Annotated in this window: 20 protein-coding genes; 6 read left to right on the forward strand and 14 right to left on the reverse strand. The window is 45.8% G+C overall.

What is annotated here, in order from left to right:
* Positions 1-71: 71 nt before the first annotated feature.
* The gene (locus NIM72_RS03005; RefSeq protein ID WP_253418609.1) at positions 72-686 is read right to left on the reverse strand and encodes a TetR/AcrR family transcriptional regulator; all 615 of its coding nucleotides are present in this window, start codon (positions 684-686) and stop codon (positions 72-74) included.
* A 318-nt stretch (positions 687-1,004) separates the two neighbouring features.
* Between NIM72_RS03005 and NIM72_RS03010 the strand changes: the two genes are divergently transcribed.
* Together NIM72_RS03010 and NIM72_RS03015 are read left to right on the forward strand one after the other, a co-directional pair.
* The gene (locus NIM72_RS03010; protein ID WP_161736318.1) at positions 1,005-1,838 is read left to right on the forward strand and encodes a transcriptional regulator; all 834 of its coding nucleotides are present in this window, start codon (positions 1,005-1,007) and stop codon (positions 1,836-1,838) included.
* On the forward strand, positions 1,835-2,332 hold the full coding sequence (locus NIM72_RS03015; RefSeq protein ID WP_253418612.1) for a FidL-like protein: 498 nt from the start codon (positions 1,835-1,837) through the stop codon (positions 2,330-2,332). Before NIM72_RS03010 ends, NIM72_RS03015 begins: the two co-directional genes overlap by 4 nt.
* A 76-nt stretch (positions 2,333-2,408) precedes the next feature.
* On the opposite strand, the gene NIM72_RS03020 is transcribed toward NIM72_RS03015, so the two are convergent.
* The 11 genes from NIM72_RS03020 to NIM72_RS03070 all read right to left on the reverse strand — a co-directional run bounded on the left by NIM72_RS03020 (position 2,409) and on the right by NIM72_RS03070 (position 14,068).
* The gene (locus NIM72_RS03020) at positions 2,409-2,840 is read right to left on the reverse strand and encodes a DcrB-related protein (RefSeq protein ID WP_161736320.1); all 432 of its coding nucleotides are present in this window, start codon (positions 2,838-2,840) and stop codon (positions 2,409-2,411) included.
* Positions 2,833-5,016, reverse strand: a complete 2,184-nt coding sequence (locus NIM72_RS03025) for a cysteine peptidase family C39 domain-containing protein (protein WP_253418615.1) — start codon at positions 5,014-5,016, stop codon at positions 2,833-2,835. Before NIM72_RS03025 ends, NIM72_RS03020 begins: the two co-directional genes overlap by 8 nt.
* Positions 5,017-5,033: 17 nt before the next feature.
* Positions 5,034-6,293, reverse strand: a complete 1,260-nt coding sequence (locus tag NIM72_RS03030; protein ID WP_161736322.1) for an HlyD family secretion protein — start codon at positions 6,291-6,293, stop codon at positions 5,034-5,036.
* Positions 6,294-6,318: 25 nt separating this feature from the next.
* Positions 6,319-7,641 (reverse strand): TolC family outer membrane protein, encoded by a 1,323-nt coding sequence (locus tag NIM72_RS03035; RefSeq protein WP_161736323.1) that lies wholly within the window; start codon positions 7,639-7,641, stop codon positions 6,319-6,321.
* A 39-nt stretch (positions 7,642-7,680) separates the two neighbouring features.
* Entirely contained in the window at positions 7,681-8,343 is a 663-nt protein-coding gene (locus NIM72_RS03040; RefSeq protein WP_253418618.1) for a response regulator, read from the reverse strand.
* A gap of 56 nt (positions 8,344-8,399) precedes the next feature.
* The gene (locus NIM72_RS03045) at positions 8,400-9,461 is read right to left on the reverse strand and encodes a fimbrial protein (protein ID WP_253418621.1); all 1,062 of its coding nucleotides are present in this window, start codon (positions 9,459-9,461) and stop codon (positions 8,400-8,402) included.
* A 12-nt stretch (positions 9,462-9,473) separates the two neighbouring features.
* A complete protein-coding gene (locus NIM72_RS03050) occupies positions 9,474-12,059 on the reverse strand; it encodes a fimbria/pilus outer membrane usher protein (RefSeq protein ID WP_253418624.1) in 2,586 nt (861 codons plus the stop codon).
* Positions 12,060-12,085: 26 nt separating this feature from the next.
* Positions 12,086-12,823, reverse strand: a complete 738-nt coding sequence (locus NIM72_RS03055) for a molecular chaperone (protein WP_222925652.1) — start codon at positions 12,821-12,823, stop codon at positions 12,086-12,088.
* A 61-nt stretch (positions 12,824-12,884) separates the two neighbouring features.
* Positions 12,885-13,448 carry a fimbrial protein gene (locus NIM72_RS03060; protein WP_253418627.1) on the reverse strand — a complete coding sequence of 188 codons (564 nt, stop codon included), beginning with the start codon at positions 13,446-13,448 and terminating at the stop codon, positions 12,885-12,887.
* 71 nt (positions 13,449-13,519) lie between these two features.
* The gene (locus NIM72_RS03065) at positions 13,520-13,741 is read right to left on the reverse strand and encodes a hypothetical protein (protein WP_222925651.1); all 222 of its coding nucleotides are present in this window, start codon (positions 13,739-13,741) and stop codon (positions 13,520-13,522) included.
* Between the two features lie 9 nt (positions 13,742-13,750).
* Positions 13,751-14,068, reverse strand: a complete 318-nt coding sequence (locus tag NIM72_RS03070; RefSeq protein ID WP_061060988.1) for a hypothetical protein — start codon at positions 14,066-14,068, stop codon at positions 13,751-13,753.
* 1,055 nt (positions 14,069-15,123) lie between these two features.
* Between NIM72_RS03070 and NIM72_RS03075 the strand changes: the two genes are divergently transcribed.
* Positions 15,124-15,714: a helix-turn-helix domain-containing protein gene (locus NIM72_RS03075; protein ID WP_161736946.1), complete on the forward strand. Its 591-nt coding sequence runs from the start codon at positions 15,124-15,126 to the stop codon at positions 15,712-15,714.
* Between the two features lie 36 nt (positions 15,715-15,750).
* A complete protein-coding gene (locus NIM72_RS03080) occupies positions 15,751-16,386 on the forward strand; it encodes a LuxR family transcriptional regulator (protein ID WP_253418630.1) in 636 nt (211 codons plus the stop codon).
* Positions 16,387-16,932: 546 nt separating this feature from the next.
* Here NIM72_RS03080 and NIM72_RS03085 read toward each other — a convergent pair.
* Both NIM72_RS03085 and NIM72_RS03090 read right to left on the reverse strand, forming a co-directional pair.
* Positions 16,933-17,247 carry a NirD/YgiW/YdeI family stress tolerance protein gene (locus NIM72_RS03085; protein WP_222925650.1) on the reverse strand — a complete coding sequence of 105 codons (315 nt, stop codon included), beginning with the start codon at positions 17,245-17,247 and terminating at the stop codon, positions 16,933-16,935.
* Between the two features lie 40 nt (positions 17,248-17,287).
* Complete coding sequence (locus tag NIM72_RS03090) at positions 17,288-20,206, reverse strand: autotransporter outer membrane beta-barrel domain-containing protein (protein ID WP_253418634.1); 2,919 nt, start codon at positions 20,204-20,206, stop codon at positions 17,288-17,290.
* A 619-nt stretch (positions 20,207-20,825) separates the two neighbouring features.
* Between NIM72_RS03090 and NIM72_RS03095 the strand changes: the two genes are divergently transcribed.
* Positions 20,826-21,074, forward strand: a complete 249-nt coding sequence (locus NIM72_RS03095) for a DUF333 domain-containing protein (protein ID WP_161736942.1) — start codon at positions 20,826-20,828, stop codon at positions 21,072-21,074.
* A gap of 692 nt (positions 21,075-21,766) precedes the next feature.
* A partial coding sequence (locus NIM72_RS03100; protein ID WP_253418664.1) for a S6 family peptidase occupies positions 21,767-24,633 on the forward strand: 2,867 nt, incomplete at its 3' end.

Below are 24,633 nucleotides of genomic sequence, written 5' to 3' on the forward strand. Positions count from 1 at the left end.
GCGATAACCAGACAGAGTCCTATCGTTGATCTTGTGACTAAATAAGTCAATAGTCACAGCGTGCGCAATGCTCAGGGCGCAAGGCTACGTAAGACCAGCGCTGCCAGTTGGGCAGAGGCTTCTTCAGCGTCATCAAGGCTGTATTGCAGCAGTACCGGACTGGCATAGGGTTTGATCACCCGATAGATTGCCTCCGCCGCTTCGTCTGCCGGGGTTTTACGTTCAAACTCACCGGATTCACGACCCCGTCGCAGGATCTGCTGGATCAGGTTCATTAGTCGCACTTCGTGTGCCATTGCTGACGGCCATCGGTCACGCGACGCGACGGCAGCAATGTCATACAGTTTACGTTCGTGAAAAAAGAGTTCAGTGCCTGTGACGGAAAGCGTGCGGAACAGTCGCCGCAGTTGTTCCGAGGCTCCAGGCGCATCGGCGATCGCGGCTTCGACGTGCTGCATAATCATCGCCAGCCGGGTAGAGCAGATCACTTCACCAATCGCCTGTTTTGATTCAAAAAATTTGTAGATATACGCTTTTGAAAAGCCGATAGCACGGGCGAGATCGGAGACGGTGGTTTTTTCGTAACCATAATGCGCGAAGTGCTGCATGGCAGCATCGACAATCTGGTCACGCACATTGTGCCCGAGCGGGCCTCGTGTGCCATTTTCTGTTACGGATTGAGTCATTGTCAGAACCTGGCAGATTAAAGGTGGGTTAAAAAATTCAGTGACCACTGTTAGGGATGGTCACATTTTAGGCCGTGATGCGATTAAAATCTATGGTTCACAACAAATTAAGAGGGTTGACCGCACTTAACCCGCACAGGTTCCAGGCTGGCGAGGTTGAGGCTAATATTGTCTTAACTGATTAGTATTAATGTGAGTCTGAAGCCTGCATTCTTCCGGGGAGTTTGCCTTTAAGGCCGGTTATCAGGTCTCTTTAGTGCTTCTTTAAATAAGCTGAATTATACTGTCGGAAATGAGCGCAAATTCAGTGATTTCTTAATGATTTACATTATCGATGATCAGATTAGTTACAATTCAGATGACTGTACGCTAAGCCATCTTCCCACTCAGGAAACGCTGAGCCTGAGTATTTCATCGGGTCGGCTGTTTGAACAGTTACTGAATTCTGAAGGTGAGATACTGTCGCGCGATACCCTGTTGACCGAAGTATGGGATAAATATGGTCTGCGCGGATCAAACAGCAATCTGAATCAGTATCTGAGCATTCTGCGCAGAGCGCTTGCAGCGTATGGCTGTGAAAACCTGATCATCACCATTCCGAAAATTGGCATCCGACTTAATACTGAAATCAAAATAGAACGCGAATCCTCTCCGGCTTTTGTTGAGACGCAGGTTCAGGCTGATGAAATGTCAGCGGAGCAGGTGGTATCTGTCGCAGATAGTCAGCCCATGCTACCCAATCCTGTTATCGCAGAGCATGTTGTTGAAAAATCGGCTCTGAATCTCGGACAGCTCTTGTTCGCCCTAATCATGCTGGTGCTGCTTGGAAGTGCTTTATGGTACTTCACTGTACGTCAGCCTGCTGAAAAGAGTGCTTCTATGAGTAACATCAAACTGGAAGGCGGTTGCGAAGCGGTTATTATTCCGGGATTAGATGTGTTCGAACAAAAGTCACTGGATAAACAAATTCTTGAAATGCTTAAAGAGAATAATCAATCCTGTGTACCAGGTCGGCGCATCTATTTCGATAAAAACACGGCATTCACAACTAAAGATTATGGCCGGACCATTCTTTCCACATGTAACCTGAACAGCAGTGGTCATATCGTTTCCTGCGAAAACTTCTACTATCTTGACTGGAGAATGTTTTGAAACGAAAAGCCACTCTTACGCTGACGTTAACGCTGGCTATGCTGTTGCTGGGGATCTTTGCAGGCATTAACTATTTTAAACTCCGGACAAACGAGCTGCCTTTCCGCTGCTCAGCATTTAGCCGCTACGATCTTAGTCGCAACGATAATAAAAAAATTGAGTTTGCTGTTTCCCAGGATTTACGTTTTATTAATTCAGATTCGGGATATTTATTACTGAATGGGCAGATAACTTTTGGTGATGAAGTAACAACGGTTAATCGACGTATTGCGCTCAGTGCCGGTAATAAAATTGATAGTGACACTTACCGCTACAAAATAAGAGAAATTATTACTTCGACTAATGATACAACGCCGGATGCCGTGTTTAATCTGCTGCTGGCTGAGATCACTCTCGATCCTGGTTATCTTCAGCTTGATATCATCAGGGTCGATAAAAAGGCTTATCTGGTTGGCGGGCCGCTCTCCTATCTCTTCACCTGTCAGCGTTACTGAACGCATCGACTGAAAGCTGAAACGCAATCCGGAAGAGCACATGCTCTTCCGGATTATTTTATCTGTACACTGCAGATTACCAGGTACGGAAGCTTTTCAGGGTATCTGAGAAAAGCTGCATATCGGTAGAGGTTATGGGACTCGCTTTCGACAGAGAGAAAATCAATATATCTTCCATATTAAGCGTGAATAAAGCTTGTTTCTGATAAAGACGAAGATTATCTGGTCGCAGGAAGTCATAACTGATCATGATTCCCGTAGTCAGGTTATCCCCCAAAACCACTGGCTGATGGGCTTCCTGTTGCCAGTCTTTCATCTGTTTTTGCAGGATAGCGAGCTGGCTAAGGATATACTCTTCCGGGTTGTTATGATCGCCTAACTTATCACGGGAAATAGTGATTGGTGGCAGAACAGATCGTGTATCAGCCAGCGTATTCAGTGTTCGCTCGCAGTAGCCTTCCGGCAAGGTAATTGTGCCTTCAGTGAAGCGGCAAATAGTCTTATCCATGGGTAATCTCCGTTTCATTATGGTTTTTTGTCTGCCCAAATAACTGCTCTGCCGTGACTTCGCTGAGCGTACCGTTATTTAACAGGACGATTTTATCGGCACTTCGGATAGTTTCCGGACGGTGTGCAATGATGATTCTGGTGATCTTCATCTGTTTAATTGCATTGTTGATCTGCGCTTCGTTATAAATATCCAGATGACTGGTGGCCTCATCCAGTACCAGGATTTTAGGTTCACGATAAAGTGCGCGCGCCAGCAGGATACGTTGTAACTGGCCACCCGATAAAAACGAGCCCATATCACCTACCAGGCTTTGATAATTCATCGGCATTTTCATAATATCGCCATGAATCTGAGCCAGACGGGCCACGCGGGTAATTTTTGCGTGATCGGGCTCGTTATCAAAGAAGCTGATGTTCTCGCTGATTGAACCTGAAAAGAGAATGTCATCCTGCATTACGCAGCCAATACGATTACGGTGATGTTCAAGTCCGGTCTGAGTGATGTCCATGCCACCCACGGTGATGGTGCCTTCTTCCGGCTGTAGCAGGCCAAGAATAATTTTGGCCATCGTAGTTTTGCCCTGGCCGGATGGCCCCACGATGGCAAGGCTCTCACCCGCTTTAATCTCCAGATTCGCACCATCGACAACCCAGGGTTCAGTCGGCGCATAGCGAAAACGAATATTGATAAGCCTGATATCCTGAGGTACGTCTGTCTCCTTGTCGGTTTCTTTACTAACCAGACCTCGATTGCCCTCAGAACTGGCTTCTGTTTCAGACAGAACAATATCGGCCAGGCGTTCACCATGCATTCTCAGCATACGAAAATCGATGATGGCATTGATCAAACCTGAACCACGACTCATGAATTGATCGGAAAAGCTGATAAAGGCGGTCAGCATACCGGCAGAGAAGTTGCCATCCAGAACCTGCAGCGCAGCAAGCCAGACCAGAACTACACGGCCCACTGAGGTTAGCAGTCCCTGAGCCGAACCGAACAGGATATTGAGCTTCTGTATCACGATGCCTTTATTAGTGGTATCCACCAGAAAGTTCATGTATGCCGAGAGGCGGGGCACATGTTTATTATTGGTTTTAACCGCCTGGATCCCGCGCAGCGTTTCAAGCAGAGACGACTGGGTACGGGCCGAGCTGATGATTTGTTCTTCATTGGCGCGGCGAACCGGATCGTAAGCCATGAAACGTAGCAGTGCATAGGCGAGAAAAAGTCCAATGACCAGCCACGCCAGTTGCGCGTTATAGATGAAAAGCATCACTACCGTGACGATTGACATGACACCGTCCAGTACGGTGCTGATGAAACGGGAAGTCAGCGTACTCTGGATGGTATTAAGCGAACCATAACGAGAGAGAATGTCTCCGACGTGGCGTGATTCGAACCATTCCAGCGGCAGTTTTAACATATGGTGACAGACGTTTACGGTCCACTGCACACTGAGCTGGCTTGAGAACCAGCTCATTACCCATGAGCGCAACGCTGTAACGATAGTCTGAAACAGCGCGATCATGATAAAGCCTACACCGAGCAGCGACAGCAAAGAATAGTCAGCAGAAACCAGCACCATATCCATTACCCACTGCATAAAGAAGGGGCCGAGGACGCCGAATAGCTCCAGTGCGATTGAGAGAATGAGCACCTGAGCAAAGGCAGACTTTACCCCCGTCACGCTGCCCACCAGCTTCATCATGGAGATGCTTTCTTTCTCTTCTTTTACTTCAAAGGTGGAAGAGGGAACCAACTCCAGCGCGACGCCGGTGAAGGCGGTCGATGCTTCTTTAAATGTCAGTTCGCGGATCCCGCGCGCGGGATCGTGAATGGTGATCTTATTGCCGCGTACTTTCTTCAACACTACAAAGTGGTTCAGTTCCCAGTGCAGAATGCAGGGCATGCGCAGTTTAGACAGCTCTTCCATTTCTACTCGCAGTGCGCGGGAAGTCATATTGAGCTGTTGTGCCATAGCGATGACATCTGCCAGAGTGGCACCTTTGAGTGATGTGGCGAACTGGCGACGTAACGTGATCATGTCGATCTGATGACCGTGATAATTAGCCACCATGCCAAGACAAGCCAGCCCACACTCGGCTGCCTGTGACTGACGAATTATCGGTAAGCGGTTAAACCATTTAAAATTGAGTTTCTCTAATAACAACACAGAACAGACCTTCTAAATCAGAGAGAAATTTTGTGTCCCAGCGCGAAAATCGGCTCCAGTACCCATTCATAGAGACGACGTTTGTCGACAATAAAGTCGGCATCCAGCGCCATACCTGGCTTCAGTTTTTCATTCTGCGAATAAGCAGAAATAGTTTGTTTATCCAGAGAGACCAGAACCCGGTACTGCTGTTCCTGAACATTATTTTTACCGGTTAAGGTGGAGACTTCCTGAGGAGAGAGGGCGGTTCGCGAAACCTCGATCACCTTGCCATATTGCTGGCCAAATTTTTGGTAAGGGAAGGCTTTATAGCGCAGCACAACACGCTGACCTGGCTGGATAAAGCCAATGGATTGCGTATTGACCATGATGCGGGCAACAAGATTAGTATTGTGAGGCAGAATCGCGATTGCCGATTGACCGGCGTTTAGCATCTGACCATTTTTGACCATGATCATGCCGACATAACCACTCTTCGGCGCACGAAGCTCAATTGATCGGCGCGCTTCATTCTCTGCCATTGACTGACGGTTATCTGCCAGTTGCCGTTCGATGTCGTTGCGTTTTTTCTCATCATCCAGCGGCTTTTCATGTAGTTGCTGCTCCGCCTGAACAATTTTTTGCGACGTGTCCAGCAGCTGACGCTGGTACTCCTGGTAACGTGCCTGACTGTCGAGCAGATTGGATTCCTGCTCTTCCAGCTGACGATTTGAGGCGTACCCTTCCAGGTGCATAGCGTTGAGTTTATCCAGTTGCAGTTTCGCTAACGCCACCTGCTTGCGACGGTGTGTCAGCTGAAGTCTCAGCTGTTCCTGCTGGAGTTTCAGACTGGCGATGGTGTCGGATAACCCTTTCATTTCGACGTCATGTAATTTGGCAAGCGTCTGAAGATCCTGCTGAAGTCGTTCCCGCTGAGCCACCAGATTTTCGGCGATAACCTGACGCGTCTGTCCCATCTGTGTGGAGACTTCGGATGACAACACCATAAGAACATCATCTTTGTTGACCAGTTGTCCCTCTTTAACCGGAATATCCACTACGGTTGCGCTTACAGGCGGAGGAACGACTAACATGCCATTCTCAGGCAGCAGTTCTCCGGTAGAAGATTCATATTTCGTATAGCTGCCGAAAATGAAAAACAGGGCTGTAACGGCAGTAATAAAAATCACCACAGAAATAACAAGCCAGCGATAGGGCGGACAATAAAGTGCCACTATACCCAGGTTACCCCGGTTAGCGGCATCAAGCGCCTCCTGACGGAAAAGTGATTGTTCCATTTATAGATTCATCATAATTAAGGGATTAACGGCACTGAAAAAAATTCAGCATGTCGAGTGATAACGATCCGGTGCTTTGCGCCAGATTGATCAGGGCATTGAGATAACTTAATCGTGCTTCAGCCTGATCTTTGAGTGCGGTGTAATATTTTTGCTGAGCATCCAGTTCATCGTTAACGGTGCGGAAGCCCATTTCACGGCCATACTGGACCGACACCACTTTTTCACGTGCTGAGTCGACGGCATTCTTTTGAGCACTGATTAAGGCTTTGCCATTGGTCAGGCTAAGCCAGGCAGAACGGGTATCGGTTGCCGCTTTGCGTTGTGCTTCCATCGTGGAATACTTTGCTGCCTGACGACGATAAGCTGCTTCAAAAGATTGTGAAACCTGACTGCCGCCGGCAAACAACGGAACAGAAACGTTTACGCCATATTGCAGGTTATTACTCTTTGAGTTCGTCCCGAAGATTGCGTCATACAGAATATTGTCGTCGTCGTCATTACGACTCCAGTTCTTGCCGTATCGCGCATAGAGCGAGACCACGGGCATGTGTGCGCCGTCAGCCGCAAGAACATCTGCATCTGCCTGATCATTCTGAAAAAGCGCAATTTTAATATCAGTATTACGCTGCTGGCTGGCATTAATTGCATCGGTCAGAGAAGAATAGGGCGATGCTTTCAGGCACTGAAAATTCACCGGTTCTACAGTGTCCGGACTGATACCTGATAAACGGCGAAATGCCTCGCCTGCCAGCAATAGCTGATTGCCAGCTTCTATTTCCTTAGCCTGTGCCAGAGCGTAGTTAGCTTTTGCCTCGTCCAGTTCAGTGCGGGTATTCTGTCCATTGATTAAGCCGGTCTGAAGTTTTTGCTCTTGTTGCTTAAAGTTATGACTGGCGGCTTTTGCGGCCTGCAAAACTTCCTGCTGATAAAGCACCGTAAAATAAGCATTGCTGATAGCGCTAAGTAACTTCTCTTCAGCCTGTTTTGCCTGTGCTTCAGCCGTGTTGGCAATAGCAACACCTTTACGCCATCCGGCATACTTGCTCATATCAAACAGCGGTTGTCTGACGCTGAGATCGTAGCTGTGGTTGGTTACCCCACTCTGATATTTCTTATCAGGTTGTTCCTGACGATCCCAGTTTCCCTCCAGGGTTAATGTTGGCAGCATTCCGGCCATGCCTTGCCAGTATTTTTGTTTATCTGCTGCACTGGTCATCTGACTGGATTGTAGTGCAGAGTCATAGCTCAATGCAGCCTGAGCAGCTTGCTGCAGGTTAGTTGCGAATGTACAAAATGGAGCACAGGTGAGTGCCAGTACTGCTATATTCAGATTATGAAAGTTCATGATTTTCGCTGTATATAAAAATTTTTTGTGCTAGGGGAGTTAAATGAGTTCCTGTGCAAAAACATACTTAATCAAATCTGTATTTGATTGCAGCTGAAGCTTACGCATAGCATTGTATTTCTGTGTTGCAACGGTACTTATGCTACGTTTACGCGCTTTTGCTATTTCCATCAGGCTATATCCAATGGCGAACAATCGAATAACCTCTACTTCTGAAGGCGATAAAAGTGTTTGTGCCGGATCTGCGGGTGCAGAGAGCATTAAATTCTTCATCTGTTCTGAGTAGTATATTCCGGAATTGGATGAGCAAACCCAATTGAATGCCTTGACCAAATCACGAATGTCATCTCGTTTGTGCACAATGGCATTGACCGGGATTTGTAATATACTTTTCAAAATAGCCTGACTGTTTTGTGCAGTAAGTATGATAATTTTTAAATCCGGATTTTGCTTATGTATCTGTTCTATTTTCCTCACGCCATTGACATCATTACGCTCAAAATTAAAGCAAAAGTCCGTTATTAATATATCTGGCATATCCTCTCTGATAACAGACAGTAAATGATAAGCTTCAACCGGATAAGCAACAATATCAAGTTCTAAAAACTCCTTTACGAGTATGTTTTGAATGGAGTAAAGAATAAATGGGCTTTCATCTGATACACCAAGTCTGAGCTTGTTTTTTTCCCTGGGTTTATTCACAGATAATCCTTTTCTGTAGATAAAATATGAAGAAGGGCTCCGCAGAGCCCTGCTGATTACTGGTAACTAAGCGTATACGTTGCTACTGCATTGGCCGTGCCAGGATTTATTTTCGCAGCCGTCTGATAATAACGTGCATAGAGTGGCACCGTGATTAATGCAGATGAGAGCGGATAAGTCGCAATGTTAAATGGAGTAGCAAGTGCAATCGGCTGCTGATTTTCATTAAGGATTTGTACACCGACACCACTCGCTGTTGAGGTCGAATTAAGTGCTACCACACCCAAATCGGATAATCCGCCAGACGCGTCACCATCCAACTGCATCATCACATCAAACGAACCCGAAAGAAGTGCTTCACAGTTAAGCTGAATATTAAACGCGGTTGTAGCGCTAGTCTGGCCGATTCCTGATCCTAAACCGCTACTGGGGTTTGTCGTGTAACTACCTAATGGTACAGGCAGATTGGTATCACCGGCGACTGAGCAAGTCTGATCTTTAACTGTGATACCTGTTTTAATATTAGTGAAGTTGAATGATACATCTTTACCTGATATTAACGAACCAACATCAAAAGCGTTTACATAGCTCTTAAGAGAAGTTGACGCTGACATCGAGTTGGAGGTCTTTACAATCTGATAGGGTACGTTGATTGAGACATCTGTATAGGTGCCCACGGTTCCGCCGCTGGTTAAAGCATAAGTACTAATCATGATACCGGTTGCAATACTTGCGGCATCAGTACTCATCTCTCCGCCATAGCCAGTATATAACGTCAATCCATAACCCAGGGCACCCGCGTCAATCGCCTTGCGCTTAAAATAAACTTCACCGCTTAATCCATCCATGAACTGCTGCAGATTATCCAGGGCACATTTAAAGTTAGCGGTTGCCGTGCCGCTATAAACGATCGTACCCACTGGCACAGCAGCTGAAATATTAATGCCCAATGAGCCCACATCAACTAACGTTGTACTTGATGTTATTTTGCATGTTAACGTTACATCGGTTGATGAATTCGCTGCATTAACATTAAAAGTAGCCATCAACATAAAATTTAACATTAATGAAACTGAGCCAATGAGGCGCATTATTTTCTTTCCTGAAATTAAAAACATGGTATTACCTCATTAACCCTGTGTATCTTTGTTGTCGGTATTAGAAGCGTACCGTACCGGCTGCATTTGATCGCTACTGCAGGTTGTCGTCAGTCTCGCCAGTGTCTGATTCTCACTGGACTGAACGGCACCAGATTCAAGGTTAACCAGACAATTGTCATTTGCCGTTTTCCCCCATGAAACATGCAGGCGGCTGACATCTTTATTCAGCCTGACGTAAATCTGACCACCCTGTGAAACAGTAGTTACCAGATTGCCATTTTCATCATTAACTGATGCACCAAAAGGTAAGGCATTGCCATTAGGCTGATTTGCCCTTATTAAAAGTGGTTTTCCCTTAGTGGTTTTATAGTCCAGTCTGACTACAGCACCTTCAACAGGAATAACTCGCTGTTGAGTTGACTCCAGCTCAACATCAAGCGGAATACCTTTCGGATCAATCGCCAGTTCATTTATCCTGTACGGGTTAAGATTAGGTACTATTGCTCTGCCGTTTCCGTTTAACACTATATTTGGATAACCAAGCACCCGAGCACCTTCCGCATCAGCGGCACTGACTACAGCATACGTAGTTGACTGATAGGCACTAAAGTTAATGCTATCAGGCAAGGCAACCACAGTTCCGCTGGCACCTGCTGAGGCTGAATAATAGTCCTCTCCCTTGGTATATGACGCTGTCAGCATGCTGTAAGGTGAACGATATTGACCACCGATCGAACCTGATTTTTTATTATCGATATCGCGTGCAGCACCTACGTTATAGCTATATTGATCATTCTCCTCTAGAACGCCATTAACTGCAGTTTGCGCAGTTACACCATCTTTATTATGTGTGGCGCTTCCGGTTACATAATTTTTACTTTCACTACCAAGTGGTATAGAGAAGTCGAGTGAGAGTTGCGTGTCATGCCCACCGGTTGAATATAATAATCGGTTTGCTGATAATGTATAGGACACGCGACCAATTCTATTATTATAGCCTAACTGAAATTGGGTGTTTGTACCGGTACTGTTCCAGTAATTTTGAACGAAACCAGTAAGATATATATTCCCATATGACTCTCCAAAATTTTGGCTGGCAGTCAGTGAAAAGCGTTGTTTAGGCCGGGAGAGATAATTTTTCCCGTTAGTTTTATTCTTTTTGTAATAGTTATTAATTTGCAGGGCATTATCATAGCTATAATAGCCCGATGACGAAAATCTATACGCTGCGAGGGTAAAGTTGGTGTCAGTCTGAGAAACCTTTTTACTGTAGGTCGCACGATAGCTCACACCCTGCTTTTTCTCATCGCCATATTTTGTCTGAGCACCGGTGATATCAAGAGAGATAGCGCCGATCGGTAACCCAAATGCACCGCCTAACAGCGCTGATATATAGTTATCTGATCCCAGAATACCGGTATAACCGGTCAGGCTATTGGTAAAGCCATGCTGAAGGGTGCCCTGATAAACAGAAGGCGTATAAGCCATGTTGTCTTTACGCGACACACCTCCCGTCACAGAGTAGAACGTCATGCCCGGGCGCTTCAGTCTCGTCATAGCTGCATAAGGTACTGAAAAACGCGTTTCGCTGCCGTCAGCTTCTTTGACAGTGACATCTAAGTCGCCACCGTAGCCGGTAGGGTAGAGGTCAGAGATGTTAAAGGGGCCTGGCGAAACGGTTGTCTCATAAATTTTACTGCCGTTTTGCGATACAGTTACCTGAGCATTAGTACGCGCAACGCCACGAATTTCTGGTGCGTAACCACGTTGTGAATCAGGCCACATTTGATCGACAGTCGATATCTGTGCACCGCGGAATGAGAGGGTATCAAAGAGCTCGCCACTCGTATTACCTTCACCTAACAGTAAGCGTGATTTCAGTTGCGGGATATCACGCTGAACATAGGTGTTGATGGCATTATAATGATGAGACTCCTTACCTTGCTGGCGTCGCCAGCTTAATGAGCCATCATGACGAAACATCCAACCGCCAAGGTTAAAACCTGCCAGCGCTCTGCCATAAAATGAGTCATATTCACGTCCGTCGTTAACAGAGCGGTAATAGTTGGTATCATAGTTAAGTGTTAACGCCGTTTCGCCCTTATCCCAGAATTCTGGAGCGACATAGCCACGTGCTGAGCGCAGCAGATAAATCTGTGGAATTGAGATGTCCATCTGCATATCAGCGGAGTTGATTGCGGCATGACTCTCCTTAACCACATCTTCCAGTGCTATACATTGCTTACCTGAACGTAACTCTTCAGCTTGCTCAGAGCTGAATACCGTATCTTTAATGGAAAGGCTTTTTACCAGATCATAGGAAAGACAGGCCTTAGTACCTGCTCCCTCACGTACAACCTGAACATTCTCCCGACTAATCTGACGGCCATTTAAAAAGATATCCAGCGTGTAGACGCCGGGATCAATGGGGTTACCTGTTGCGTAGCGGGAAACATCTACTTTTACGCCAGCTAAATTTTTTACAAATGATTCATCGAAATCATAAGCAGTTTCAGCAAAAGCTGACTGAGTTGCTGCGGTCAGAAACAGCGCCAAAAAAGAGCGATAACAAATTTTGCCAGTTGATTTATTAAAAAATACCGTCCTTGCCATCATAATTTCCCCTGGATAATTACCAAAAGCTACTCGTTTATTTTGCTTTCAACCTTACGTGCTGCACCAAAGTCGTCCAGATACTGATAATTAAATGTTGTTTTTATTTGACTTGTGCTCATGCCTTTCAGCGGGAATTCTTTTGTTTCGCCTGGTGCCAGCATTTCCCCTTTTTCACTGGCTAATTTATGACCTGAGTTATCTTCTGCATTAATCTGTGAGACGTTAACGTAGAAAGGTGAGTTGTTAGTTGCGGAAAGAAAATTAGGCTTTTGACCGTGACGCCATACCAGCCCTGACGCAGCTTTATTGGCCTGCGCTGTATCAAACTGAACTGGACGATAAAAAATCTTGATGCGACTCCGGATCGCCATTTGCAACTGGTTCTGGTTAGCCAGGCTTTTATCTCGAGGAGGTATATCAAGGACATTAAGCCAGAAGATAGATTCTTTATCGGTTGGCAAATTGGCGCCCGTAAAAACAATACGTAACGTTTGCCCTTTATTCGCCTCCATACGGAAAACCGGAGGTAATAAAACGAAAGGAACATTTATTTTATCTACTGCTTCGTCAGGGTTTCCGTTATCAACCCATGCCTGAACAAGTGCGGGATGATCGCCGCGGTTATCCAGACGAACGGTAACCTCTTTTTCGGAGGCAGGGTAGATTACCCGGGTACCAATAATGGTCACACTGGCAAAGGCAGACGAAGTCATTGCGCAAGTGAGCAAGCAGGAGATTAAAAATTTAAAACTTTTTTTTTTCATGATATTAACTGAAGTGATGAGAGGGGAAGAGTGGTGAGGGCATTGCCCTCACCATAATCAATTACAGGTAATTGATTGAATAGTTCACTGTTGATGCAACGCTACCCGCTTCAGCAGCAGCAGTTGCATAGTACTGAGCTGAGTAAGACAGGGTGCCAGCCCCTGCTGTCAGAGCGACAGTTGCAGGAGAGGTAGACTGTTCAGTGCTGCCTGCATTGATGACTTTGTTGGCGCTGTCCAGCAGTTGCAGATCAACACCTGTAGCAGTACCCGTGTTAGTCAGGCGACCGTTGGCGTTAACACCAGCGCCCTGCTCAAAGTAAGCGTAGACATCGCCAGTCTTTGCAGAGCAGTCGCTCAGCGCCAGAGTAAAGCGAGTGTTGCCCGCAACGGCACCTGCCGCATTTAATACACCGGCTGCTACTTTCGGCAGGGTAACTGTGGCAGTACTGCTTCCGCCGTTAACACTTACGGTACAGGTCTGAGATGCAATGGTACCGGTGAAGTTAAGGGTGCCATCTGAAGCTTCTGCTGCATTAACCTGCGCCGCTGTCAGCAGCAGACCCATAGCAACCATAGATACCTTTTTCATATACTTTCCTTTGTATAAAATAGTGAACAACATTTAATTATGAGCGATTGAGTTTTATGACAAGCGCCCATTCCTTTCCGGAAGTCTATTGCCTTCCTGATAAATCAGAACATCAGCAGGCCGAAAACTACGGCCGCAGCAACACCGACAATACCCATGCCAAAAGCAGTACCGCTAACCGGGTTAGCTTCTGGTATTGATTCCGGACGTACCCACTCAGTTTTTTCTTTGGAGCTTCCGCCAAACTGTTTGAAGAAATCTAAAATTACGGAAGTTAGTGAGCCGCCACTGACGCCTTCAATTTCATTAGTTTTCAATTCACGCATGATTTTTCCTTATGCAGTAATTACACCTGTTCCCAGGTCGAGCTGGTTTTCAACAATATTATTGAACCAGCCTGCAGTTGTTTCCCATCCATTCATCGCGCCATAAAGTGCGCCATCGACCAGACCCACAACGGCACCTACGATCAGTCCAACACCGCCAGAGATAATACCAACGCCCAATACGCCGCCCGCGCTACCGCCGCTCATGGCCCATTTGAGACCGAAAGCAGTAATACCTGCAGCTGCACCTACAACGACTGAACCGATGAAATCAAAAAAACCTGCGCCTGAAACGGTCTGCATTTCAACAGATGTTAACTCTCTCATTTATATCTCCACGATTAATCAATTATTCAGTTATTCAGTTATTCAGTTATTCAGTAATGAATTTTTTAAAATGCCGCTTCAAGCGAACGGCGTTATTAGATTCGGAGGCCATAAAAAATAAAATAGTAAAATATCCATAATTGATTTTTGGTGCGGTTTTCACTGGCTATATAAAGTTTGAATTCATTACATTTTTTTTACATTCATTATAATTTGGACGGGTGGGGTGAGGTTGTTCATATTATGGATAAGTTATTTCTCTTCATATTTGTTGAGGTGTCTTGCGTTGAGGCGGCACTATCAATTTCAGGCGGTGAGAATGGTACACATTCTGCGATGTAAAGGCTTTGAGAATAATCTATAGGGGTTTCTTAAAACAGCCTGATTCTGAGTAAGTGAGATTCATATGAAGCGTAAGGTAAAATCCTGGCGCTTAGAGCCTTATCCATTAATGGAGTATAATGCTTAAAAAATATAAAAAAATAGAATTTAAATCTATATATTAATCATTTGTCGATTTAAATGTCTGTTATGGGAATGCTATGGTTTAATTTATGCCATCAGGTGCTGTGTTGGTTTTTTTTATTTTTACGGAGGAATTAACAATGATTCTATTATGAGTAACCATGTGAAGATTATTACAGGTTTTTAAAATGCCACTGCGTACTTGTTTTTTTAATACGGTGTTTTTATAACATTAATTTCCATATGGTTATGATTGATTCCTTTTTTAAGAAAAAAGTTATAACCCTATCAGTAAGTCTCTACTTGTTAGTTTGAATTACTGATTAAATGACTTTAAAGCGGTGAAATATCTGGTTGTTATGCCATTCGCTGGCTTAATGCTCTTCCTTTTTGCATGTTTGTGGTGTTGAATTTTATCGCAATGGTTTTACTATAGTGAAACCAATAACGACCTCTTCTATGGCTTATATCCGGGGGAAGGCCAGAGATCAGAAATACACCAGGCGAAAAAAAGAGACTATAACAAACGGATTTTTACTAATTTTTCTACTAATCACTAACTTCGTGTTAGTTAGATTGAGTTAATTATTATGTATAGAGTGACTGAGAATCATGAGCGGATCATCGATGCGCTGGCCGGGTACACCCAGGTTGCTAATCCAGATGAGATTTCACGCGGTAAGCGTCGTTATCATCTCACTAAAGATAATGTACGCCGTGTAATGTTCATTCTTGATGGTGACTTCTTACTGAAATTAAAGAGTGAAAATAAGGTCCTAAATATTCTGTCTGCTCCCTTTGTTGTCGGTGTCACACCGGCACTCGATGAACCTCCTGTCTATCTGGAAAGAATCGATTATGGTAAGGTCAGCTTCATTGATTACGATGTGTTCTGGCGACTGGTATTTGAGAAAGACCTCTTTAACGATGCCATGTCCATTCTTTCGGGCCAGTACTCAGACCTGATGAACTACATTCAGCTACCCAAGAATAACTCATATGATGAAGTGATTTCTTTAATTGGTCGCTGGGAAAAATTGCCACCGCATCTTAAGAAGCGCTTTTCGGCACTTTACCTGATTGAAAACAGTTCTCATCTTTCAAAAAGCTCCATTTGCAGGGTTTTGAAAGAATTAAAAGAGAAAGGTGAACTGACCCTGGTTAATGGCAAGTTTACCTGATTTTTTTATTTAACTTTTGGGATGCTTAAGGGAAAAATGCATTTTAAAGTCGTTTGTACAAATGAGAACTACTTCTTTCGGCTGGGCATCTCCAAAATTATTGAGGAGGCACTGTTATCAGATACGTCAGTAGAATTCTTACCCGCCTATGACGCGAAAAATTTATGTCAGGCGGACTTTATACTGATTAGTGTTGCACAGTGGCGCCTTTATATGTGTCAGCCTGCCTACCGGGATCGGAAGCCCGGTAGCATTTTAATGGTCTTTGTTGACGATATTGAAGACATCACTCCTGAGCATTTGCCTCTCTGCTATCGTTCTTTGATTATCATTTCGCGCAGGGATTCTGTTCGTGATATTACTGATAAAATCATCCGGTTCTGGCTGGGAAATCAGGGGAGCGCCAGAGGATTTGTACCCACGGATTGCTCACATTGCGATTTCGCGCGTATTACAGTAGTCCAGCTGCAGGTGTTAAGTTTTCTTAAGAAAGGGTATAGCGTAGGGCAGACAGCTAAACGGCTGAATCTCTCCGCTAAAACAATTTATGCACATAAATACAATGTCATGAAGAAGTTTTCGCTAAGTGGTGATATGGCCTTTAACGCCTTCATCAATGATCTGACGCTGCTTGAGCTTTATAAGGGGGTTATTGAGTCTGCAAAATTTTAACTCCTTATGCATCTCATATGTCCGTGATCCTGCAAATTACAGCGTTAATTCTGATGTCCGGGTTTTCTGTGATGCATAACGGCATTCACAGGCTGTCTTCTGGTCGTTAAGGGTTGAGAGGTTTATGTGAAAAAAGAACCGCGAAAAAATCAATCCCTGGTCATCCCTTTTAAAAGGGTAACGGCACTCATGTCAGGGAAGGTTATCTGTATTTACAGTAACGATGTGGTTGCTGCACCCGTACTTCATCTTCCCGATGCGTTTCAGTCAGGCGTGGGAAGCCGTTATCCTTCTTAGTCAGCGCTGACACTCAAAGAAACGCACATAAGTACACAGAAATCTTCCGGACAAACGCGTGAATGCTCAGCCGGATGGCTAACCAGCATTTGAAATCAATGGTTTTGAGAAATAATGACGTTCAGGCGCTATCGGTACATGGGTACACTGTTTGTACTAATTACTTTTACAAACGGTAAGGAACCTGAAGCTTCTGATAAGTTAAGACAAGTAAAAAGCCAGTGCTGCCACTGGCTTTTTTTCAGATGTTTATTTCAGAATATAAACACGATCTACGTTGATTTCGCTGTAGCCATCATCCCGGTCAACTTCACCGCTGACCCGTACCTTTTTACCAATCAGATAGCGATCATCGTCATCATCATCGTCTATATCGACACGGATGCGGCCAGTCGGGTCTTTTAACCAGTAGTGATCATCATCGGCCCTGCCAGTGATCGTTCCCGTGAGCGTAACCTGACGATCGTCGCGCAGGGTTTTCGCCACTGCGACCGTGACTTCCTGCCGGGCATATGCCGAGCCTGAAGTGATGAAGGCCAGGATCATCCATAATATTTTCTTCATTTACGTCTCCTTTAATACCCATCATTTGTTGGTTTATTGACTAAAAACTAAAACGATAACCGGCGTTAACCTGGCGCTGGTTGAAGCGATTTCCATTTACCCTATCTCCTTCAATAAAAAGGGTATGGTTACTGATTTGCGCACTGACACCGATACCGTTATTCCAGCCATTACCTTTAAACGAGAGGCGCTCATCTGAACCATTCAGAGCATAAGCAGCATCCCCGTCAAACTCGCGCAAAACACCTGTTTTGACATAAGCATTGAGTTTGTAGTTGCTCTGATTGACTTCATAACCTGCCAGTACGCTGGCTCTTCCCATCATGGATTTGTAACTTGAGAGATTAATGTTGAGGCCATTCGACGCCTGTACAGAGGTTCCATCCTGATGACCGGCAGTCAGCTGAAGCTGTGGTTCCAGGTAAAAGCCAGTAAGGTCGTCAGAGAAGCTGAACTTCTTGCCGGCTTCGAGTGATCCACTCAGGCCTGATGAGACACCATGTCCGGATACGCGATTATTCTGCGTATCGCTGACATCAAATTGATTTCTCAGGCGGTTGAATTTCAGTACGCCATCCAGGTAGAAGCCTGCATCATTCAGCCATGTGCCGTAGATACCAAAATGTTCAGATTTAGTCGTGCCATCGCCAGCACGATAATGAGGCGAGCCCTCTGTTGCTCCCATAAACAAGCCCAGATAAATCGGCAGATCATCGGACAGGCGTTTATCTACTCCAAACTGATAGCCTGAATAATTCATGCTGAAGTTGCTCAGCTTGCCATTGGCAAAACCACTAAAACGCCCATCCATTCCGCGCAGCCAGACATTGCCGCTCGTCTCTCCCTGGCGCACATCACCCATACGCTGCATCAGAGTCTGCATTTCGGCATAATTCATCAGATAACCGATGTTAAGGAAGTTGGCGCCTGCATTCGCTGTGGTGGTGATTGTTGAATTGTGATTTTGTTCTGCTGGCTGTGTAGGATTTCCATTTTCTTTAATGTCTTTATCTGAAGCAGGGTGAATGTTGTTATCCGTTGGGGCTACGGGGTGTTGGTCTGCTGAGGGTTTCTCATCAGAAGCAGGTTGAATGTTGTTATCCGCTGGAATAGTGGGTTGCTCATCTGCAGCAGGCGCTTTTGGCGATGAGAGAACCCAGTTAGTCCCCTGTTTGTTGACCGAATAGACATAGCCACCCAGTTCAACGTCGGTGTTGCCCCTGAACGTCGCGATACCATCGGTAGTTTCAACAACGGTCAGCACTTCATTTCCTGTGGTAATGGCACTGCCGCGGTTCAGAATATTCAGACCGTATTCACCTGCGCTGCTTTCGGTCACCACGATTTTGTCGCCAGTATTATTTACCCCTTCACCATCGCCGACCAGATTGGTACGAAGGGTAAAGTTGCCGCTACCACTCAGGTTAGCAATGGTCAGAGTGGAGTAGGTCGCATCGTCTGTTGCTGCTGAAAGGTCTGCCAGTGAGTTATTTAATGTCAGGTTATCAAGATTAGATGTTTGACTAACGTTCCATGTGCTGTTAGTGAGGCTGACGTTTAAATGACCGCCATTCACATTATCGCTGGTAGCACTACCGGACCACAGTGAACCCGGCTCTAAATTAAGATCGATCAGGCCCCCCAGCGATACCACGCTGCCGGTGATTTCCGCTTTCCCCTGAGAAGTAATAACGCCCGGGGCAAACCCTTCGGCGTAGAGTGTTGCTATTGCTACTCCGTCCGGAGAGGCCATATTGATAGAGAGATCGCCTGTCAGATTGGTCTGGCCACCATTCCAGGCGACAACACCGATTCCTGTATCAGGGCCGGTGATGCTGATGTCTTCGCCATTAATCACGCCTCCCCCCAGAGACCAAAGGCCTCTGCCGACCATATCTGATTGTTTAAGAACAATATCTGTGTTTGCCAGATTGATCACTGCACCTGTCGATTGCGCGGATGCGCCATAACCGCCAGACTGAATGATGTTGCGTTCCTCTTCACTGCCTGAAAAGTTGAGGATGGCATTATTATCCATTGCAACAAGGCCGCCAGTCTGCGCTGATGAGATCACGCTGCCTGCGCCGACATTTATCAGGCTATTTTCTCTGGCTGAAATGCCAGGAGAAGTCGTGCCAGATGTGCTGATTGTCAGATGATCGGCAGTCAGTTCACCCAGGCTCCAGATGCCTGCAGAAGTCTGACCTGTGGTGATAATGGTTGAGTGGCTGCCCAGATCAACCGAGCCATTATCCTGAATATTGATGCCCTGCGAGGTGTCGCCAAGAGTATTAATGGTCAGCGCTTCCGCTTTAAGCGTTGCGGCACCATTCATCGCATCACCGGTCAGTGTATCCACCTGTACGCCATGACTGTTGGTCCCGTTGGTCTGTATACTACTGTCACGGCCTAAATCAACGTTTGACCCGTAACCGCTGACGCGCAGTGCAATACCGTTGGTGCCCTGGGTACTGATACTCGATGCTTCGGCCTGCAACGAGGATTGATTGCTTACAACCACCCCCTCTGCGTAAGCAATACCTGATCCAATCGATGTGACGGAGCTACCTGATCCCAGATTGGCAGTAACCTGCTTTCCACTGAGCTCCATCGCCACTGCGGATATTCCTGAAACATTGAGAATTAATTTATCAGCAGTAAAGTGACTGTTCGCAGCCTGGATGAAAATTCCCTTAGCGTAATGCTCAGGGTCTTTCACCGTAACTGTGCTGCCCGAACCGGCTGTCACTTCAGCAGCGGTTGCACCTGTTACAAGAATGCCATAATAACCATCGCCAGATGATTGATCGGCGATTAATGTGGTGCCATCTGCCAGCGTAATATCTCCGCCTCTCTGGCTTCCGACAATAGCCGCCGGACTGACCAGAGGCAACATACCCATACCACCCGCCAGTACCATCGCTTTTACGCGTTTATTTAAGTCAGTATTATTATTCATATCTGTGACTCTTCCTTAAGGTTTTATTAAAGGGCCGGGGGACTCTGAAAGTGTTAAACAGGCATGCCATTTCGCACTTCATACGCTTCTCAGGCCCGATACGAATTAAATGTCTTGTTAATAGAATCCATTAATAACAGCATTTTTACTTAGGGCGGCAGGATTATGCAGGTCAGGCGTTAATTATGTAAAGAGAGTGAAAGTATGCGTCTTTTGACAACAGGCTAAAAGAATCGAAGCACCACAAAGGAATTTCCATTGAAAATTAAGATTATGTGCTAACTGTCACTCGGGAAGTCTTGTTATTTATTATTACAGTCATTCTCTTTTGGTGTTTATTTGTTGTGTTTCGCAGGTCAGTAATGAGAATGCCGGTAGCAATAGGTGTTGTTAAGAGAGGGTTTAGCGCGTGGGTGCTATCATTATTACACGCTCAGATACATACCAGACTTTTCCATAAAATGGTCAGAAAGGAATCTGAAGCCATCGCCGATGAAAAACGTATGACAAAGAGCGAATTAATTAATGCGCTAATCGTTATTGCGCTTTGTGCCATAAGCGTTGTAAGCATGAGAAGCGAAGTCTCACCGACCTGAAATTGATGCTGAGAGAGGGTTATATGAAAATCATAAACAGAATAACAGTTGGCTCCCTGATGCTGGCCACGCTACACATTAGTGCCTGCACGCCCCATCATGCTGAGCCACAGCGCCTGGTAATGCAAAATCCTGCAAGTCAATGGTGCCTGCAGCGTGGCGGACAGCAGGTAAAGGATGAATCATTGAGCACCAGCACACTCTACTGCCTGTTACCTTCAGGAGAAAGGATTGAGCAGTGGGCGTTGTATCATCGCGATCATCCGCAATAATCACTTTTCAATTTTTCCGCCAGTAGGGTTAACGAAAGCCATTGAAATGCAAAGATAATTAACCTGAGGCTCTGTCTTAGCTCAATGCTGGCTAAATCTTTGCAAGACACCCGATCATTTATCGCAGTCCTTTTTTGTGGACTGCTACGGATGTCTCGTGTCGTTCTGACTCCATGAATGGGGTTAACCGCGTGTTTTATGTACACCAGACACTGAATTGGTTAATCCCATGAATGATAATGAATATTATTTCTACAAAGTATTATAAGATTTTTTAGGTAAGAATTAATATCAAGGTAGAGGAAGTGACTTTTCTGAATTAATAAATTATTTTTTATCAGTAAGTGTTTTTTTATATCTATTTTGATCTCATTTGGCAACTGTCCTGACATGGTTTTCAAGAAAAATATTAAATCTGAAGCTTGTAATCCAATTTGATAATGGGTTTTTATAGCCTTTTAATACAATGAGTTATCACAAATTTTACGCTAACCTGCCTCCTTTATTTGATCTGAATTAATATCTATATAAAACTCAGATTCTGTTACCGATTGTCATAATGATACTATTTCATTAATTAAGGTATTTTTCTTAAATAATAATAGCCTCATGAGGATAATCCATTGAAACATTTTGGAAGCGCAGCGTTATGTTGCACCTTCTTTATCTGCACCAAATCTTATGCGGGCATAATGCTCAACAATATCGATGTTCAGGAATATCGTGATTTTGCTGAGAATCTGGGGAATTATAATGTGGGAAGAGTGAGTGCCCCTGTATACACTAAAGATGGTTCACTCTCTGACTACCTTGATTTCCCTATTCCTGATTTTGGCGGTGTATCCTCTATGGGTTACTCTACGCTTATTTCACCTTCGTATGTTGTCAGTGTAAAACATAATACCGGATATAAAACGTTAGCGTTTGGCAATGGCGCTCAATATGGTACAGCCTACAATCTCATCAATCGTAACGATCTCAGCACCCAGGATTTCCATGCGCCGCGGCTTAATAAGGTGGTTACTGAGGCTGCTCCGTATAGCTACGTAACTAAATCAAACTTCCTTGCTGATTATAAATCACGCTATTCCTGGTATACCCGTGTGGGAACCGGAACGCAGGAGCAAATTAATGACGACCAGACGGAACGTGTTAATCTGACGGGCGCCTATAACTGGAAATCAGGCGGTACAATCAGCGCTGCTAATGTACGTGACATCTCTAATAACACTTATTTGCGTTATTACAATTTAGGTCCTGATGATGCGGATACCACGCCTCTTTCGATCGGTGCTAACGCTGGGGATAGCGGTAGTCCGGTATTTGCATGGGATGAAATAGATCAGCAATGGAAGCTCGTCGCTGTCCATGTTGGGTATGACCTGGATAGCGGTCTTTACAAAAAGCGTGCAGTTGCGGGCTATCTGCCTGGTGATTTTATTGCTTCGGTACAGGCCATCAATACCTCACCTGATGTCGTGGATATTGCCGGCAATGGCACGATTTTCTGGGACAACACCGCGATAACGCAATACGGATCCTCCTGGTCATGGGCGGGCCTTGGAGCGGACTATGCGTCAGCGGCCCCCTCTACCGCCACCAATGAAGAACTTGATGCCACCAAAGATCTGCGCTTCAACGGGGCGGGCGGCCTGATTACGCTGAATACACCAATCAATATGGGCGCAGGTAAACTTCAGTTTTCTAACAACTATACCGTGGCTTCAGAAGAGGGCGTGAATGCAACCTGGGCAGGCGGCGGTGTTGAAGTTGACGCAGATAAACAAGTCCTGTGGCAGGTTAATGGCCTGGCAAGCGATGCGCTGCATAAAATCGGCGCAGGTACACTACATATCAATGCTGTGGGTACAAACCCGGGTTCGCTGAATGTGGGAGAGGGTACCGTTATCCTCGATCAACAAGCTGATGCCTCGGGCAATAAACAGGCGTTTTCGTCAGTCACTTTAGTGAGTGGGCGGCCAACCGTTATACTGAACGATGAAAATCAGGTCGCGACTGACCAGATTTTCTTTGGTTACCGCGGTGGTCGTTTAGATTTAAATGGTAACGCGCTGAGTTTTAAAAAGATCAACCATACCGACAGCGGCGCAACGCTGGTTAACCACAGTGATAAAGACGCAACACTCAACATCACGGGTTACACCGCTGCAGACGTTCCCTTTTACACCTTCAAGGGGAGTAACCCTAAAGGTACACCGGGCACGATCTATGAGTATAAAAATCCCTATACCAAAGATACGGAATATTTTCAGTTAAACACCACATCATACTGGTATTTTCCCACGGATAAATCTTCAACGTCGACCTGGACGTATCTGGGTACCGATGCGGATGAAGCCATCAATCATCGCCTGACACAGCTGAACGTTCAGGTGTTCCGCGGTTTTCTGGGTGAAACGCTGGAAAATGCGCTGAATGGCGTGATGAACGTTAACATTCTACCGCGTAACGCCACCGCGATTACCGCACTGACCGGCGGTATGAACCTGAACGGCAATCTCAACGTTGATAGCGGTACGGTGGTGTTATCTGGTCAGCCGGTTCCACATGCGGGAGGCGTTGTCATTGATGACGACTGGAACACTTCACTGTTTAAAGCCGATCAGATCAATGTAGGTACTGGTGCGCATTTCCAGGTGGGAGAATACGCTGGTGTGAAAGCCAACATTGTTGCTGCTGATTCGTCAACGCTCTCTTTTGGCTATAACGATAGCGAGCTGGCAGGCGAGAAAAGCTGGCGTTGCTATTCTGCCATCTATTCTGATGATGTTTCCTGCAGTCAGCCATTGCGAAGCGCGGATGCACTGGCACTGCTGCCCGCCAGTGAAGTGGAAGGTGATGTTCAGCTGGCGAACAACGCCTCACTTTATCTTGGGAAGGTTAACTATCAGGGGGCCGTGACATCAACGGGCAGCAACCTTATGACGCTGGATGCCACTGCGAACTGGACGATGACCGGCAACAGTAATGTCAGTTCACTTCTGGCGAAACGTGGTTCGACACTTTCAATGGTGCCTTCGGGCAACTGGAGCGCCAAAACATTGAATGTCGATACGCTGAATGCGACCGGGTTAAATCTGATGTTAGGCGTTAAACCCTCCACACTGGAAAGCGACAAACTGATTGTAAAAAATTCGGTGAGTGGTGGCGACAACCTGCTGGACGTAAGTCTGCTAATCGGAAGTGAAGAGGACGTTGCGCTGACCCAGGATCTGGTGATGGTTGATGCACCTGCTGGCACGTCTCACAGCTATTTCTCTTTTGCAGACAGCTACAGCGGATTTAGCGTTTACACCCCCAATTATCAGGTGAAAGACGATAACAACCGTGTTTTGTGGGTGCTGGAAAGTAACAAGTCGGCTGAGCCAGAAGTCACGCCTGAGCCGGAACCGACGCCAGCCCCGGAAGTTACCCCAGAGCCAGAGCCGACGCCAGCGCCGGAAGTCACGCCTGAGCCGGTACCGACACCAGCGCCGGAAGTTACCCCTGAGCCGGAACCGACGCCAGCGCCGGAAGTTACCCCTGAGCCGGAACCGAC

The sequence above is a fragment of the Pantoea sp. B550 genome (assembly GCF_024158165.1).
Lineage (GTDB): Bacteria > Pseudomonadota > Gammaproteobacteria > Enterobacterales > Enterobacteriaceae > Pantoea > Pantoea alfalfae.

Bases quoted from the DNA above. Each gene is read 5' to 3' on its own strand.
- NIM72_RS03095 (WP_161736942.1), top strand. From the start codon at position 20,826: ATGAAAATCATAAACAGAATAACAGTTGGCTCCCTGATGCTGGCCACG.
- NIM72_RS03005 (WP_253418609.1), bottom strand. From the start codon at position 686: ATGACTCAATCCGTAACAGAAAATGGCACACGAGGCCCGCTCGGGCAC.
- NIM72_RS03080 (WP_253418630.1), top strand. From the start codon at position 15,751: ATGCATTTTAAAGTCGTTTGTACAAATGAGAACTACTTCTTTCGGCTG.
- NIM72_RS03085 (WP_222925650.1), bottom strand. From the start codon at position 17,247: ATGAAGAAAATATTATGGATGATCCTGGCCTTCATCACTTCAGGCTCG.
- NIM72_RS03060 (WP_253418627.1), bottom strand. From the start codon at position 13,448: ATGTTGTTCACTATTTTATACAAAGGAAAGTATATGAAAAAGGTATCT.
- NIM72_RS03035 (WP_161736323.1), bottom strand. From the start codon at position 7,641: ATGAACTTTCATAATCTGAATATAGCAGTACTGGCACTCACCTGTGCT.
- NIM72_RS03055 (WP_222925652.1), bottom strand. From the start codon at position 12,823: ATGAAAAAAAAAAGTTTTAAATTTTTAATCTCCTGCTTGCTCACTTGC.
- NIM72_RS03075 (WP_161736946.1), top strand. From the start codon at position 15,124: ATGTATAGAGTGACTGAGAATCATGAGCGGATCATCGATGCGCTGGCC.
- NIM72_RS03065 (WP_222925651.1), bottom strand. From the start codon at position 13,741: ATGCGTGAATTGAAAACTAATGAAATTGAAGGCGTCAGTGGCGGCTCA.
- NIM72_RS03010 (WP_161736318.1), top strand. From the start codon at position 1,005: ATGATTTACATTATCGATGATCAGATTAGTTACAATTCAGATGACTGT.
- NIM72_RS03045 (WP_253418621.1), bottom strand. From the start codon at position 9,461: ATGTTTTTAATTTCAGGAAAGAAAATAATGCGCCTCATTGGCTCAGTT.
- NIM72_RS03090 (WP_253418634.1), bottom strand. From the start codon at position 20,206: ATGAATAATAATACTGACTTAAATAAACGCGTAAAAGCGATGGTACTG.
- NIM72_RS03030 (WP_161736322.1), bottom strand. From the start codon at position 6,293: ATGGAACAATCACTTTTCCGTCAGGAGGCGCTTGATGCCGCTAACCGG.
- NIM72_RS03050 (WP_253418624.1), bottom strand. From the start codon at position 12,059: ATGATGGCAAGGACGGTATTTTTTAATAAATCAACTGGCAAAATTTGT.
- NIM72_RS03070 (WP_061060988.1), bottom strand. From the start codon at position 14,068: ATGAGAGAGTTAACATCTGTTGAAATGCAGACCGTTTCAGGCGCAGGT.
- NIM72_RS03020 (WP_161736320.1), bottom strand. From the start codon at position 2,840: ATGGATAAGACTATTTGCCGCTTCACTGAAGGCACAATTACCTTGCCG.